The 15,797-nt window shown below is 54.9% G+C and carries 13 protein-coding genes; 1 reads left to right on the top strand and 12 read right to left on the bottom strand.

The features are described 5' to 3' along the window. Window positions 1–3: 3 nt before the first annotated feature. The 6 genes from ACJY2L_RS09210 to prmB form a co-directional block, all read right to left on the bottom strand. On the bottom strand, window positions 4–285 hold the full coding sequence (locus ACJY2L_RS09210) for a YfcL family protein (protein ID WP_067432544.1): 282 nt from the start codon (window positions 283–285) through the stop codon (window positions 4–6). 30 nt (window positions 286–315) lie between these two features. Next, a complete protein-coding gene (locus tag ACJY2L_RS09205; RefSeq protein ID WP_439212460.1) occupies window positions 316–864 on the bottom strand; it encodes an elongation factor P hydroxylase in 549 nt (182 codons plus the stop codon). 70 nt (window positions 865–934) lie between these two features. Then, window positions 935–1,732 (bottom strand): sulfite exporter TauE/SafE family protein, encoded by a 798-nt coding sequence (locus tag ACJY2L_RS09200; RefSeq protein WP_067432550.1) that lies wholly within the window; start codon window positions 1,730–1,732, stop codon window positions 935–937. An 8-nt stretch (window positions 1,733–1,740) separates the two neighbouring features. After that, the gene (mepA, locus tag ACJY2L_RS09195; protein ID WP_439212461.1) at window positions 1,741–2,562 is read right to left on the bottom strand and encodes a penicillin-insensitive murein endopeptidase; all 822 of its coding nucleotides are present in this window, start codon (window positions 2,560–2,562) and stop codon (window positions 1,741–1,743) included. A 4-nt stretch (window positions 2,563–2,566) separates the two neighbouring features. Next, on the bottom strand, window positions 2,567–3,652 hold the full coding sequence (gene aroC, locus ACJY2L_RS09190; RefSeq protein WP_439212462.1) for a chorismate synthase: 1,086 nt from the start codon (window positions 3,650–3,652) through the stop codon (window positions 2,567–2,569). 52 nt (window positions 3,653–3,704) lie between these two features. Continuing rightward, a complete protein-coding gene (gene prmB, locus ACJY2L_RS09185) occupies window positions 3,705–4,637 on the bottom strand; it encodes a 50S ribosomal protein L3 N(5)-glutamine methyltransferase (RefSeq protein ID WP_439212463.1) in 933 nt (310 codons plus the stop codon). Between the two features lie 154 nt (window positions 4,638–4,791). Here prmB and smrB point away from each other — a divergent pair, with 154 nt between their 5' ends. Then, the gene (gene smrB, locus ACJY2L_RS09180; RefSeq protein WP_439212464.1) at window positions 4,792–5,343 is read left to right on the top strand and encodes an endonuclease SmrB; all 552 of its coding nucleotides are present in this window, start codon (window positions 4,792–4,794) and stop codon (window positions 5,341–5,343) included. 3 nt (window positions 5,344–5,346) lie between these two features. Here the strand turns inward: smrB and ACJY2L_RS09175 are convergent, their stop codons facing one another. The 6 genes from ACJY2L_RS09175 to sixA all read right to left on the bottom strand — a co-directional run bounded on the left by ACJY2L_RS09175 (window position 5,347) and on the right by sixA (window position 15,687). Then, window positions 5,347–6,507 carry a CfaE/CblD family pilus tip adhesin gene (locus ACJY2L_RS09175; RefSeq protein ID WP_439212465.1) on the bottom strand — a complete coding sequence of 387 codons (1,161 nt, stop codon included), beginning with the start codon at window positions 6,505–6,507 and terminating at the stop codon, window positions 5,347–5,349. Window positions 6,508–6,809: 302 nt separating this feature from the next. Continuing rightward, window positions 6,810–9,452 carry a TcfC E-set like domain-containing protein gene (locus ACJY2L_RS09170; protein ID WP_439212466.1) on the bottom strand — a complete coding sequence of 881 codons (2,643 nt, stop codon included), beginning with the start codon at window positions 9,450–9,452 and terminating at the stop codon, window positions 6,810–6,812. 45 nt (window positions 9,453–9,497) lie between these two features. Further along, a complete protein-coding gene (locus tag ACJY2L_RS09165; protein WP_439212467.1) occupies window positions 9,498–9,998 on the bottom strand; it encodes a CS1 type fimbrial major subunit in 501 nt (166 codons plus the stop codon). A 52-nt stretch (window positions 9,999–10,050) separates the two neighbouring features. Next, a complete protein-coding gene (locus ACJY2L_RS09160; protein ID WP_439212468.1) occupies window positions 10,051–10,761 on the bottom strand; it encodes a fimbrial protein in 711 nt (236 codons plus the stop codon). Window positions 10,762–11,045: 284 nt separating this feature from the next. Continuing rightward, window positions 11,046–14,903, bottom strand: coding sequence for an Ig-like domain-containing protein (locus tag ACJY2L_RS09155; RefSeq protein ID WP_439212469.1), 3,858 nt, complete (start codon window positions 14,901–14,903; stop codon window positions 11,046–11,048). A 301-nt stretch (window positions 14,904–15,204) separates the two neighbouring features. Next, window positions 15,205–15,687, bottom strand: a complete 483-nt coding sequence (gene sixA / locus ACJY2L_RS09150; RefSeq protein WP_067432567.1) for a phosphohistidine phosphatase SixA — start codon at window positions 15,685–15,687, stop codon at window positions 15,205–15,207. Between the last annotated feature and the right edge of the window lie 110 nt (window positions 15,688–15,797).

Raw genomic sequence — 15,797 nt, 5'->3', positions numbered from 1 at the left:
TTATTACGCCTGGCGGCGAGCCTGCAGAAACAGATTGTCCCACATGCCGATCACCAGCGCCTGATCGCGCGGTGAAAGCTCACCGGCGGCAATGGCATTTTGCAGGCTGTTTTGCACATGCACCTGCAACGCTTCAGGCGTGTGCTCATTAAGCTGCTCCACTTCCGCCACCGCCAGCGTAAGATGACCGCGCAGATACCCGCTGGCAAACAGCTCATCGTCACTGGCGTGGTCAACCATATCGTCAATCAGCGCCAGAATACGTGTTTCAAACTCTGCGATCATGTCATTTCCTCGTTAGAAAATCGCTCCCGCTCAGCTCAGATCGTCCGACCAGGAAAACTGTTCCGCTATAAGCGGAGGGGTGCCATAAAAGGTGCGAAGTCGTTCAATAAAGCGCGCGGGCCGCGTCGGGATCCCTTTAGCAAGATAGTGCATAACCTGCTCATGCACCTTATGCTGAAAAGCGATGCGATCGGGCTCACAATCGCCTTCGAGATTGTCACAACTTACATTGAAGGGAAAGCCTGCTGCGACACAAAACATCCACTCCAGCGCCTGCGGTTTTACCTCAACCGATTCAAACTGGCTTTGCGTAGCGGCATCGCGGCCATCAGGACAATACCAGTAGCCGAAATCGACCTGCTTGCGGCGCTCTGCGCCCGCAATGCACCAGTGCGAAATCTCATGCAGCGCGCTGGCGTAAAAGCCATGGGCAAACACTACCCTGTGCCAGGGTGATGTCTCATCCGCAGGAAGATAGATCGGTTCATCATCGCCTTTAATTAGACGGGTCTGAAAGTCGTCAACAAAACAGCCGTCGAACAGGTCGATAAGCTGCTGATAATGGTGTGTGGTGGTCATAAACATTCTTCAAAAAAGTCAGCGCGCGATTGTCGCATCTGGCGGCAGCACTGACGAGTAAAAAAGTGGCTTAAAGCTGCTGAAACCAGGCAAGAATTTCCATGCCGTGGCTGTCATAGAGCAGCTTGCTGCTCATCACCGCAGAGACAATCACCACCATCGGCCGGATAAGCTTCTGGCCACGGCTGAGCACCATATGTGCGCCCATGCGCGCGCCGCAAATCGCCCCCAGCAGCATCACCACGCCCAATCCCCACATCACCTGCCCGCCAAACATGAAAAACAGCAGGCTGCTGAGGTTGGAGGTAAAGTTAAGCACCTTGGCATGCGCGGTGGCTTTCGCCATGTTGAAACCGGCCAGCGTGACAAACGCCAGCGCATAAAACGAACCGGCGCCGGGGCCAAAAAAGCCGTCATAAAAGCCGACGCAGCTGCCGGCAATCAGGGCAAACGGCAGTCCGTGCAGCCTGCGCGCGCGATCCTCTTCGCCCAAACGCGGCACCAGCAGGAAATAGAGACCGATGGCCAGAATCAACAGCGGTAAAATGCGACGCAGGAGTTCGGTGTGCAGATGCTGAATCAGCAGCGTGCCAATCACCGCGCCGATAAAGGTCATGGCAATGTTGAGCCGCTGTTCGCGCAGGTTGACCGCGCCACGCCGCAGGAAATAGAGGCTGGCTGAAAAAGAAGCCCCTACCGCCTGCAGCTTATTGGTTGCCAGCGCCTGTGCCGGAGTTAATCCCGCTGCCAACAGCGCCGGTACGGTCAGCAATCCGCCGCCGCCAGCAATCGAGTCGATAAAGGCCGCCAGCATCGCTACGAAAAACAGCAGCGCCACAATTGACGGACTGACCACAAACCATTCCATGACGTTTCCTAAAGCAGATGTTTATCCAGCAATGCCTGACAGGAAGGTGGCAGCGGCGGTGGCTCACGTTTTACCGGCGCCGCGCCTGGTTTTTTCGGCAGGAACCAGCTGTTCAGCTCGGCGCCACAGCCATCGCCCGGCGGCGGCGGAGATTGATCTTCGCATTCCAGGCTACCTGCCGGGCAGCGCAACCGCACATGCATATGCGCACGGTGCTGGAACCAGGGGCGCACTTTGTGCAGCCAGCCACGATCGCTACCGGCATCAGCACAAAGCTGCTTTTTAATCGCTGGATTGACGAAGATACGTGTTACCTCTTCGTCTTTCGCCGCCAGTTTGATCAGGCTGGCAATCTGCGGCTGCCAGTGACGTGCTACCACGTTTTTGCCATCGGCGGCCACTAAATCCAGCGGCTGCGGCTTCAGCAACATCTGTTCGCTCCAGCGCTGCTTCGGCAGCTGTAGCCAGATATCGACATCCAGCCCGGACTGATGGCTGGCGTGACCGCTGCTGAATCGTCCGCCTGCCGCCATGCCCATGTCGCCAATCAGCACTTCGCCCAGGCCGAGGTTATGCACCTGCATGCCCAGCCGCTGAATGAACAGAATCAGATCGGGATGGCCAAAATAGCGGCGCTGATCCTGACGCATCACCTGATAATGCGGCGAGTTCAGCGGCAGCGGCTGTGCGCCAACAATACAGCCGTTGGCAAAACCGCCGATCGCCTGCGGTGAACCGGCAATGGGCTGACGGATGTTTTGCCACGGCGTTGCCGCCAGCGACACGGCGCTGAACAGCAGCGCCGACAGAAAGATCAGACTCTTTTTCATTGGCTTACCAGCGCGGTACGGTAGAGGCAACATCGGCATTCTGCGCACGATGACGCAGCAGATGATCCATCAGCACGATCGCCATCATCGCTTCCGCGATCGGCACCGCACGAATGCCCACGCAGGGATCGTGGCGGCCTTTGGTTATCATATCGATCTCAGCGCCGTGACGGTCGATGGTTTTGCCGGGCACGGTAATGCTTGATGTCGGTTTCATCGCGATATTGGCGCTGATGGTCTGGCCGCTGCTGATGCCGCCCAGAATGCCGCCGGCGTGATTGCTCTGAAACCCGTTGGCGCGAATTTCATCGCGATGTTCGCTGCCGCGCTGATTCACCACGGCAAAACCGTCGCCGATCTCCACGCCTTTTACCGCGTTGATGCTCATCAGGGCGTGGGCTAAATCAGCGTCAAGACGGTCAAACACCGGTTCGCCCAGGCCAACCGGCACGTTTTCTGCCATTACCGTGACCTTAGCACCAATGGAATCGCCCTCTTTTTTCAGCGCGCGCATCAGCTCGTCCAGCGCCGCTAATTTGTCAGCGTCCGGGCAGAAAAACGGGTTCTCTTCTACGATGCTCCACTCTTTCAGCTCGCAGGCAACGTCGCCAATCTGCGCCAGATAACCGCGCACCTGGATACCATGTTTCATCGCCAGATATTTCTTGGCGATCGCCCCCGCGGCCACGCGCATCGCGGTTTCGCGCGCCGATGAACGGCCGCCGCCGCGGTAGTCGCGCACGCCATATTTCTGCTCATAGGTGTAATCAGCGTGGCCAGGACGAAAGGTATCTTTGATGGTGCCGTAATCCTGCGAGCGCTGATCGGTGTTCTCGATCAACAGGCCGATGCTGGTGCCGGTGGTCACGCCCTCAAACACGCCGGAAAGAATTTTTACCTGATCCGGTTCGCGGCGCTGGGTGGTATAGCGCGAGGTGCCTGGACGACGACGATCGAGATCGTGCTGCAGATCGGCTTCGGTCAGCGGGATGCCGGGCGGCACGCCGTCAACAATGCATCCCAGTGCCAGTCCGTGGGATTCGCCAAAGGTGGTTACTCGAAAAAGTTGCCCGATGCTGTTTCCGGCCATGCTGATTCCTTTGCTTACAAGCTGAGTAGCGGCGGGTCACGCCCGCCAGCGATTAATCGCGATAGAGAGAAAAGTGGTGCTGCGCGTCGATGATCTGCTGTTTAGTCAACATAAAGACACCGTCGCCGCCGTTGTCGAACTCCAGCCAGTTGAACGGCACATCAGGATACTGTTCCATCATGTGCACCATGCTGTTGCCCACTTCGCAGATCAGCACGCCGTTATCGCTGAGGTAATCAGGCGCGCAGGCCAGAATCCGCCGCACCAGCTTCAGGCCGTCGCTGCCTGCCGCCAGGCCCAGCTCCGGCTCATGACGGTACTCATTCGGCAGATCGCCCATGTCATCTTCATCGACGTAAGGCGGATTGCTGACGATCAGGTCGTAGCGCATCGGTGGCATATTGCGGAACAGATCGGAGCGCAGCGGCGTCACCTGGTGAATCAGGCCGTGCTCTTCAATGTTTTGTTCGGCTACCGCCAGCGCATCGACTGAAATATCCGCCGCATCGACTTCCGCTTCCGGGAAGGCGTAAGCGCAGGCGATGGCGATACAGCCGCTGCCGGTACACATATCCAGAATGGTGGCAGGCGGCTGCTGAACCAATCCGGCGAAACGGTTGTTGATCAGCTCGGCAATCGGCGAACGCGGCACCAGCACACGCTCATCGACATAAAATTCATGACCACAAAACCAGGCTTTATTGGTCAAATAGGCCACCGGCACGCGCTCGTTCACGCGGCGAATCACCCGCTCAACAATACGATGACGCTCGCTGGAGGTCAGGCGCGCATTGTGCATCTCTTCGGGAATATCGAGCGGCAGATAGAGCGTTGGCAACACCAGCTGAACAGCTTCGTCCCAGGGATTATCGGTGCCATGACCATACCAGATGTTGGCGGCGGCGAAACGACTGACCGACCAGCGCAGCATATCCTGAATGGTGTGCAGTTCATTGACCGCCTCTTCGACGAAAATTTTGTCCACGTTGCCCTCCGCAGGCCGTTGGCTAAACACGGCGGCTAGTTTGCCATGAAGAGGGCGATAATTCAGCGCAGCAGTGTGAAAAAGCTGACTTTTGTTTCGGCTGCGGGTTAAGGTAACGGCAAATACGCCCCTGATTACCGACAGAACCTATTCCATGAGCAAAAAACAGACGCTGAACGCCGACGATAAGGCCCTGTTCTCGCAGCTAATGGCGGGAACCAAAAAGCTGACGCAGGATACCATTCTGCATAAACCGGTCCGCAAGCCGGGCCGCGAGCTGCCGGTGAAGCGGATGATTTCCGAGCAGATGGACAACAGCCACTACTTTTCCGATGAGTTTCAGCCACTGCTCTCTACTGAAGGAGCGATGCGCTACGTGCGCAGCGACGTCAGCCATTACGAGCTGAAAAAGCTGCGGCGCGGCGATTATACGCCGGAGATTTTCCTCGATCTGCACGGCCTGACGCAGAATCAGGCGAAGCAGGAACTTGGTGCGCTGATTGCCGCCTGCCGCCGCGAGCACATTTTTTGTGCCAGCGTGATGCACGGCTACGGCAAACACGTGCTCAAGCAGCAAACGCCGCTCTGGCTGGCGCAACATCCGCACGTAATGGCGTTTCACCAGGCACCGAAAATGTTTGGCGGTGATGCCGCGCTGCTGGTGCTGATTGAGGTGGAAGAGTGGCAGCCGCCTGAACTGCCGTGATCGCTACTCCAGCGACGGCGTAAAAATCACTCGCAGCCTGCCGCCGTAACTGCCGTTTTCTTTGCTGATGTGGCTGAAAGCGGGCGTCAGCAAACTGAGTGGCGCTGGCGTACAGTAAACCGGCTGTGGAATAGCGGGCAGCCTCACCGGCCGTACCTCCGCCTGATTAATCCCTTCCAGCGTCACCACTTCATTATTCGGCAGGGCGATATCACGTCCGTTGTAGCGCAGACTGGCGTGGTAATCGACGCGCCTGCGCGCATCCGTTGACGGCTGGTTATCGCGGAACACTGAAAAGGCCCCGCCGGGGCGGCCGCTGACGCTCTGGTCATCGGTGAGCGTGACCTGATAGCGGCTGCTTTGCGCGTTGAAGCCATCATACAAACACATGTCCAGATTTGCCTGGCCGCGCATCTCACCGCCCGGCGTGGCCGGCGTCGGTATGGTATGCAACTTTAAATCGACCTGCGACGTGGCGGAATCAAACTGCGGGAAGTAAATGCTAATGTTATTATTATCGCTAACATGTAGGGTAATATTGGCTGTCCAGGTGCCATGATAGGCTTCGTAAAGGCCTCCAGTTCTTAACTTTAATGTTGCCTGCCATATCCCTCCGAATGGCAGTTTGGCTATTTCTGTTCTCGGTATGAATAAAAAAAGCTTCACCGCATCAGGGTTAGTCTCACATAGATGAGTGTGTCCCCAGTTCATTCTCACTTTTCCACCACAGTAGAGGCCGTTAAAAGAACTATATTGCCGTTTAGATCCGTGCAAATTAACCGTCGCTTTTACGTTACTTCTTAACTCAGTAAATTCCAGTTGTACTACCGAGGGTATTGCCGGATTTGGCGTCTGTGCGGTTTCGCATGCGCCTGAAACAGGGCTTGAGCTGCTAAGACAAAGCCATTTCATATAGCGGCCGAAATTTATCAAATCGGTCTTGTAACTCCCTGACTCACCATCAAATACGTTGAGATCATCCGTAGGTGTAATGCCGCGATCGGCTGTGTGGATAACATCCTTTGTAAGATCGCCGACAGTGAGATCGGCATGAGCCACCTGCAACGAAAATACAAAAGCCAATGAAGAGATCATGAAATTAAGGACAATTGCATATATTTTAAATTTCAAAATATTTATCTTAGGACAACTTAAAATATACATTAATCTCTCTTCTTTGATATTGCCTTTCTGATCCAGCCGGGGAATAAAATCATCCGCCGTTTATCGCCGTCATGACAGATATTTTACTTATGCCTGCTACAAAAAACTGAGGTATCGCATTTCTCCCTGGTTAATAAACCCAGTCACCCCACGTTATTATTGAATAAAAATTATGATATTTATAATAAAGGCTGATACGAAACATCATTCATTTTAAAATTCCCAGCATGTTCGCTACCTATCATAAATATGATTAACACACCCAATGCATGATTATTCTGAGCAGTATTCCGGACAGTCTTTCACCTGTGAAACGCCTGTTGTAAATGCGCCAACCGCTGATGTTTCTGCAACTGCTCCGGCAGTGCGCCGATTGCAATCTCTTCACAATGCGTTTGCCCTACCATACGTAGCACCTCACGCGTTTCACGAACCTTAAGCGGACAGGCAAAGATTTGGCTTTCCTGCATAACGTACAGCGTTTTCAGGGCATTGTCGGTTTCCAGCACAAAACCACCATGATGATCTAATTGTCCCCAGGCACTGTTCAGCACCTGGCCCTGGCTGATGCCCTTGCCGTTGGCTAACGCCTGACCGACCCAGGTCCAGGTAACTTTGCCGGTTACCTTGCGCGTGACCAGCCTGCCCGGTGGGACAAAATTTTCTTTACGTCCTGCGCCGCTGCCCAGCGTGGCGAACAGCGGATTGCTGTTGTCCACCCGTTCACGCAGATCGGTCTGCGCCTGCTGATAGCCACCGTTTAACAGCACCGTGCTCTCGCCAAATCCCAGCGCCAATGGGCGGCCATTGCCATGCACCTCAACCGCCGCACCGCGATAGTGCTCCTGCGGCCCTTCGACCTGCACCAGCGTGGCGCCGCTTGCCGTACCGGTACCATTGCCGCCGCCCAGCCAAAAGTCGTTACCGGTCGTCACCAGTGAGGATGAATAGGTGCCGGTAAAAGAGGTGGCTGAAGCCTTGCCCTGGTTTTGCGTCAGCGTGCTGCTGACGTTGCCATAACGGCTGTCAAAGCGGCCCCCCAGTGAGGCGTAACCATAGCCCTGCTGGCTGCCACCAATACCGACTGTGACTTCGCGAAAATGATCAACGGATTCCGATTCGCTATGGCTGGCATTCCAGTAATGTTGTGGGCCGCCGCTGCCTGAGGAGCGATATTCCATGCTGGCACGGCTCTGATTGCTGCGGCGCGACGAACTGGATGACCGCATGACATGGCCGATGCTGATCCCCATAAAGGCGCCGCGATCGCTCTGATGATTATCCTGTTTAGCCTGATAAACCCCGAATCGACCATTGAGAGAGAGATCGCCCCAGATAAATGCGCGGGAAAGGCTCAGCTGCGACGACTGTTGACGGCTTTTCTCGTTATCCCGGCGGTGCGGCGGAGCATAGAGATCCGATGGTTCAGAGAGGTGAAAGCTGCGGCTTTCACTGCGCGTATAGCCTGCCAGCGCGGTCCAGCCCGCCAGCTGCGTGGAGAGGCTGGCGCTGACGCTGTCACCGCAGCTGAGGCTATCCCAGCCCTGTCGGCCCTGACACTGGCTACCGCGCTGCTGATACTGATAGAGATTGAATGAGATGCCATTGTGATAGCCAATCTGCCGCGAATGGCCGCGTACGCCATCGCTGCCCTGCAGCAAGGCAGCAGAAGCGCTCAGCGTACTGTCGCCCAGTGCGCCCTGCCAGTCGATGCGTGATTCATTGTATAACTTGTCACCCAGGCTGGAGAAACCGCTGGTCAGCGTCATCGAACGCAAAAATCGTGCGCGAACGCCCATCTGCCAGGCTGGCGTAGCCTCACTCTGACGTTCGCTAACCCGTCCTGCCTGGACAAACCACTCATGGCCAGTGGCGCGACTATTGCCTGCGGCTTTGGAAAAAGGGATCTCTTCGCCTCGCACCAGGACGCCGTTTTCAAAAATACGCAGCTGAACCAGATAGCTGCCGTCCGGAAAGCTATCACTGTTCAGCTCCTGCAAACCGGCGGTAAAATATTGTGTGCCCAGCAGTTGCTCGCCGCGATAGAGGTCAATGCGTGCCGGACGATTTAGCACCACGGTCAGCGGCGTGGCATCTTCTTTGCGTGCCACCGCCTGATTCAGCCACGCCTGCGTAGTGCCGAGACGCACGCCATCGAACTGCGGCATCGGCAACAGCGAGAAATTAAAGCTGCCGCCCAGCGGGCTCGCCAGATTACGCTGATCCAGCCTGCCTGCCTGAACATAATGGCTTTTACCGATATCCTGACGCAGCCACAGATCCTGTAGCTGCAGGTTGGTTTGCGTACGCGCAGCGGAGGTTGCCGCTATCGCCTGCCAGTTAGCTGCCAGATAGCGTCCTTCGCCAAGTCCAAGCGTGCTGGTGGCGTTAAGCGAGGCATTGTGCATCGTGCGCGATGAGGACCAGTTCAGCGTCTGACTCTGGATAAATGCATTACGCGACTGCGCCGCCTGATAGTAGCGGCTGGCCGTGCTGCGTGCCGCCAGCCATGCGGGATTAACAAAAAGATCGATGGCATTGCGACTCTCATCAAAGATGATCGCCACGCTATCGCTCTCGATAAAACCACACCCGGCCTGTGCTTCACTCTGACAAAACAGATGCCCATTACGGGCCAGCGGCATCGTAAGGGCTGCAAGCAGCGCATCGGCATACTCGGGGCGGATTTTTTCCTGCTGCTGTAACGCCGCTGTGATCAATTCAGGCTGCAGAAATTGCAGTGTATTGGGCTTGACCTGCGCCATATACAGTCCCAGAGTGGTACCAAGAATAGTGACTTCAACCTGCTCATCCTGCCCTAACAACAGCGACTCAAAGCCTGCAGGAACCCGTTCGGTATGGCCTCCCTGTGCGGCATCGCTTTTGCCCGCATAGAGAACGGCAGCGATCGCCAGCGCCATCGCGGTAGGCAGTGGATATTTCATTACCTCTCCTGAAGATAAGCGCGTGCGAACACGCGCTTGCGGCGATTAATTTCCAACGGCCTGCGTCAGCACCAGCTGCACCATGCCCTGATAGGTACCAGCAGTATCAACAGGAGCCTTGGTGGCCTGGCTGATCACCAGCGGCAGGGTCACTGACTCGCCAACGCCAGACGCCGAACCAAACAGTTCAGCGGCGGTCAGGGTTTGCTCGACCGTAGTCAGGGGTTTAGTCGCCAAAGTAACCGCTAACGGGATAGTCGCAGCTGTGGTATTGGTGGAATGAACCAGCTGTGGCTGACTGCCCAGACGCACAGTCACGTCTTTTGCCTTATCATTGGTGTAGATTTTGGTCTCCATGCGATGACCATCAAGGCCGACGCCGGGCAGGTAGCCCAGACGAATATTTTGTTCTAACAGCGTGCCATCGGCGTTACGCAGTTCCAGCGTAGGGTCAATATTGGCGGTAACGTTAATAATGGCTTCGGCAGCCAGCGCAGAGGTGCTAAACAGCGCGGCAAACAGTGCCGCAGTTGCTGCGATTTTCATAAAAACTCCTGATAGTAAGATGCCGTTATCCGGCGTGGTGTAAGACTGCGCGCTACCGTTCTGACAGGCGCAGGGTTTGAAGAGTGTCTTTGTCGTCAAGGTATCTGACGCGCAGCGCCTGGCTGGCTGCGAGATCGGATAATTTCAGCGCGGCGCCAGGAAACAGGCTTTTTTTCAACGGCTGCCAGCTGCAGCGGCTATCCGCGTGCGCAGCGGGACAACGGCTGTATTCACGCAGGCGCAGCCTCAGCGTGCCGTTATTGGTGATGCCCGGTAAGGCGTGGTCACGTGATAAGGCAATAATGCTTTTTTCCGGCAGCTGGCGAATCAGTACGCCCCATACCAGGCTAAAGGAAACCTGCGCGCTGGTCTGACGTTCGGCAGGGTTGCCCTGCTCTTCGGCCGTCACCGGCTCGAAGTAAGCGCGGTAAAAGGTTTCCCGCTGCGGTTTATGTAACGCGATGATACGTACTGTTTTTGTCGCACCTGCAGCAAGCGCAAAGCGCGTCGGCGAAATCACAATGCCTTTGCCCTGCCAGCTCTCAATTTCCTGCTCCTTTTCCTGCGGCGTCGCCGGATTGAGCACTTCCTTAATCACGACGCGGACATACTGCGTACGATCTGATTTCGACATCACATTGATGGTTTGACCGCGCTGCTCCTGGCCATCAATCTTTAATGACATCGGGTACACCAACATATTGGCAGCGCCAGGTAGCGCCGTGGTAAGCAGCAGTAACAGAAGTGCGAGGTGGCGTTTCATGGCGGTTCCTTTGCCGGTAGTGATCCAGAAGATTCTTGTGGTATTACATAGCGACAATTCAGGCAGGAAATTAAACCGGGCAGGATTTTTTAATTTGAAACAAAAAAAAGAACAAATTAAATTAAAAAATAATTTTTACCTCTTAATTAAAATATAAAAAAATAAATCATCATAAAAAACCAATAATATAAATAAAGCGACAAATAAGAAAAATATAGCAGAGATGATTTTTACCCATAAAAAAGCCAGCCCCAAAGGACTGGCCTGATTAATAAAACAACAGATTAGCTTAGCTGGGTCTGCACCCCGCTCTGAATCAGCAGTTCCGCATCTTCGCCGCTGTGCTGCCAGACAGTATATTCCACGCCGCCGACCGTCAGCGTGCCATTCTGCTGCTGCCAGTCGCCGCTGTCGCCCAGCACATCGTCAAGGCTCACCACGTCGCTGGCGTCGCCTTTGATCATCAGTTGATTTTTGCCGTCGGCGATAAACAGATCTTTTTCGCCAAACGACAGCACATCTTCTGCCGTGACGGTCAGCATGGTGCTGCCGTGGTCGGTGAGATCAACGCCTTTCTGCACGGTGCCCGTAAGTGCGTCAGCCATCAGCAACGCGGCGGATTGTTCATCAGGCGTAAACAGCAGGGCATCTTCCTGAGTATTCAGCATACGAGCATTGCCACCCGTAACACTTTGCGGGTTGAGCAGCTCTTCTGAGCGGATATTATCCAGGCTGATATTATTACCTTCGACGGCAGAAGTGCTGTTTTTTATCTTTATATCAACCACTTTAGTGGAGGTCGCATAAAAATAACCTTCATAAGTATTCCACTCCGTTCTGGACAGCGTTTGCGGGGTAATTACCGTTACGCCATCAACTTCAAAACTGAGTTTGCCAACCGCAAGTGTCTGATGCGCTTCTTTGGCATCAAAGCTGAACTTATATATTTTTCCAGCCTGCACGCTCATCTTGCGGGTCATTACCTCGCCGCTCCAGTTTGTCCCGGCAGCGGTAAAAAACTGCAGGAAATAGCCCGATTTTCCGGAACGGAAAACTGACTCACCGCTGTTGCCATAATTGCCCTTTAACGTCCAGCCGCCCAGCGTAGCGCCATCGAAATTGGTTTCCAGCGACGTTTTCCACTCCGGCTGCGCAGGCACCCTCGGCGCAATGACAATATTGTCGAAGGCAAAATCATTGCCCAAACGAGAGTTCTGGCCGTTAGTCACCGCCACCCGCACGGTTTTGGTTTCGTTTGCAATGTAAGTGCCGCTGCGGTTTTGCCAGCTTTGTCCCACATCAGCCTGAGCAATAACGGTTTGACCATCCACGGTCATGCCCAGTTTAGGCGCATAACTGTGGCCGTTAAGGCGTAAAACATCAAAGCTAAAAGTATATACCTGGCCTTTTAGCACCGTGATATCGCGGTACACCACATTGCCGGAAAATCCGTCACTGGTACCATTGGTATAACTGCCTGCTTCATTGCTGTTGCCTGGCGCGGACCAGTTTTTCACCAGAACCTGCCCGGATTCAGCATACTTGCCTGCCGCCGTCCAGCCCTGCAGCGTGCCGTCGTTGAAGTCCCATACCGTGCGGCTGTCGATCAGATTACCGCGCACTTCTACTGCGGTTTGCGTACTGAGTTCACTGGTGTTCCCCGCCGCATCAACCGCTCTTGCCCTGAAGTACCAGCGGCCATCCGTCAGGTCCGGTGCCGGAATAGTGACTTTCCAGTTGCCGTTTTTATCGGTGCTGGTTTGAACATAGCGGTTACCGTTGCCCCATCCTTCATTGCCTTTAGCCAATACAACGATAATTGTGCTGTTTGGCTCCGCCGTACCGCGAATTTCTGGCGTGCGATCGTTGGTGAAATCACCATATCCCAGCTCACGTAACGATCCTGCATTATCCCACATGCTGGTGATTACCGGGCTCTGAGGGGCAACCGAATCAACGGTAAAGGTCAATTTACTCGACCATCCGCTTTCATTACCTGCGGCATCGACAGCCTTGGCGCGCACGTCCCATTTGTTATTCGCCAACTGGGGCAGTGGCGCTGACCAGCTACCGTTATTCGGAACGATGATCTCAAGGCGCTGCGCCTTTGACCAGGGATCGCTATTCAGGGCGAACTCTACGATAATTCGGCTGCCCGGCTCGGCCGTGCCGCGCATCTCCGGTGTGGTGTCTTTAATATAACCGTTGTGGGCAACTAATTTGCCTGTGCCAGTATTGTCCCACGCCCCTTCTATAACCGGAGAACCCGCCGTTGTATCAAGTTTGATATGGAAGCGATTGGTATAATCAAAGGTCGTGCTGCTGCTGACGTAGAAATCCCATGTGTGATCCTGATACAGCTCAGGGGTAAACGACCACTCGCCTTTGGCATTGGCTTTCACGCTGGCCATTGGCTCCCAATCAATACCGGAGCGACTAAAGCGAATATAAACAATACTGTTCGCCTCCGCCGTGCCGCGCAGCGTCGGCGTGCTGTCATTAGTGATAGCACCGTTGGCCAGCGCGCCGGTAACCGTCCCGGAATCATCGTATGCATCCACAATGATCGGCTTCAGGGCGTTGCCGCTTTGAATATTTAAGGTAAACACCTCATCATTCGGATTACGGGTAGCGCTGCTACCTGCCTGGAATTCGTAAAGGCCGCTGCCGCCTTTCAATTCACGGGATTGATGCTCCCATTGACCGTCAATACCCGCTTTGCTACTGCCAAGCACCACCCAAGTGCCGTTAACGTGGCGCGCATGGATATATACAATGCTGTTCGCCTCCGCCGTACCGCGCAGCATTGGTGTGAGATCATCGGTGGTTGCGCCATTAGCCAGCTCGCCGGTGGCCGTCCCGGAATCATCGTATGCATCCACAATGACCGGCTTCAGCGCATTGCCGCTTTTTACATCCAGTTTAAAAGCACCGGCAACATCACGATCGGCGAGATTACCGGTGGTGCTGACGTAAAAGTCCCACATATGGTCCTGGTAAAGATTTGGCGTAAACGTCCACTCGCCTTTGGCGTTTGCCTGTACGCTGGCGGTAGGCTCCCAGTTGACTCCTGAGCGGCTAAAATGGATGTAAACGATGCTGTTGGCTTCCGCAGTGCCGCGCAGCGTCGGCGTACGGTCGTCGGTAATGGCGCCATTGGCCAGCGCGCCGGTGGCCGCGCCTGAATCATCCCAGGCATCAATAATCACCGGCTTCAGCGTGTCGCTGCCGCTTTGCGCAATAGTCAGGCGAAAAATGTCCGCCGCCGGGTTGCGCACGTCGCTGCTGCTGACCTGAAAATCATACTGTCCGGCGTTAAGCTGCGTCGTTTCTATTGACCAGTTGCCGTTGGACTCTGCCCGCGTGCTGCCCACAATCAGCCACTGGTCGGCGGCATTTTTAACAAACAGGTACACCAGCCCGCCCGGCTCCGCCATGCCCTTGAGCGTTGGCCGGTTATCGTCGGTTACTGCCCCAAATGCCAGCTCGCCCTGCGCCGCGCCCACGCTGTCCATGCCGCTGGTGATGTAAGGCTCGGAGGACGGAGGTGCATCCGGATCTTTGATGTTTATCACCCAGCTTTCAGAAGGTTCACTGGTCTGATTGTGGCGATCGGTGGCAGTGACATAGACCTCATGCTGGCCGTAGCCCAGCTCTTCCTCAATCACCCAGCGGCCATTGTTGCTGGCAACCGCCGACCCGAGAAGCTCACCGGTTGTCTTGTCGAACAGGCGCACAGTGCTGCCGGGTTCGGCAAATCCCACCAGCGTAGGCCGGGTATCATCGGTAATTTGTCCTGAGGACAGCGGCATGGTGGTGCCCACGTCATCAATCACCGACTGAATCTTCGGCTGGTCCGGTGGCGTCGTGTCGACGTTGATGATGGCCTGAATCGGCGCGCCGTAGTTCATCGCCACGTCAATATAGCGCAGGGTGAGATTGTGCAGGCCATCCATCAGCCTTAACGGCAGCTGGAATTCCCATGAACCATCGGCTTCGATGGTCACCGTATAAACCGTATCGTTAATGACAAATTCCACCTTGCCGCCAGCTTCTTCAGGCGCCGAGCCTTTCCAGAACTGATAGGGAGAGTTGCTGTAGTTTGTTCGTCCAGTGGTGGGGTCGTAAGGAAAATCTGACATGGGTTCATCCTTTAAATGTGACGTTGTTACGCAGGTAATTAGCGTGCGTAAGGTCTCATTTTGATAAATACTGATGAACAAGCCCTGTCCCAAAAAAAAGCTGTCTAGCTGCGCTTTTTGAAGAGGAAAAAAGTGTTGGCCAGGAGATACTGGCGTGCTAACAAAAGTCGAATAGCGTCTGTAACGCGCATCAGTTCAGTGAAAAGCTTTGCTATCGCGCAATAAGCGCAGCGAAAAAGCGGATTAAACAGGCAAATACTTAAAAAGAATGCCGGAGCAGGCTCCGGCAGAAGAAAGAAAGTTAGATCGCTTTGGCTAATTTAGATGGGCTGACCTGCCACTCCAGTTTGCTTTCCGTGTCATCATCGCTAAAAGTCACGCAGGCGATAGCGGAGGTGGCGAACATCGGCGGCGCTTCCGCCGGGCACAGCTCGCTGACCAGATAGCCCACCAGCGGCAAGTGCGAAATCACCAGCGCCGATTTTACGCCCATTTTTTCCAGCGCATGCAGGTAGCTGGCGACCTGAGCGGGATCGCCGCCCGGCGTCAGTTCAGGCAGCACTTCTGCCGAAACCGGCAGCTTCAGCGCTTCGCGCACCGTTGCCAGCGTCTGCTCTGCACGCAGATAGGGACTAACCAGGACACGCTCAATATTCAGGTTCTGGCCGTTAAGCCAGGTCGCCATTTGGCGTGATTCGTCACAGCCGCAATGTGTAAGGGGTCTTACCGAATCACTTGCTGCTTCAAGGGCGGCATCGCCGTGACGCATGATGAAAACTTGCATAAAGCACCGATGTTGTTTGACATGATCGCCGGTAAACCGCGCCTACCGACTCTTCATTCACGCGAATGAACGCTGTGTTTTACCGCAATGCTCTGAGTATAGTCAACTGA

Origin of the sequence: Duffyella sp. Ts4, from assembly GCF_051851875.1 — a bacterium.
Taxonomy (GTDB): domain Bacteria; phylum Pseudomonadota; class Gammaproteobacteria; order Enterobacterales; family Enterobacteriaceae; genus Duffyella; species Duffyella gerundensis.
This window is presented reverse-complemented; position numbering and strand designations above follow the sequence as displayed.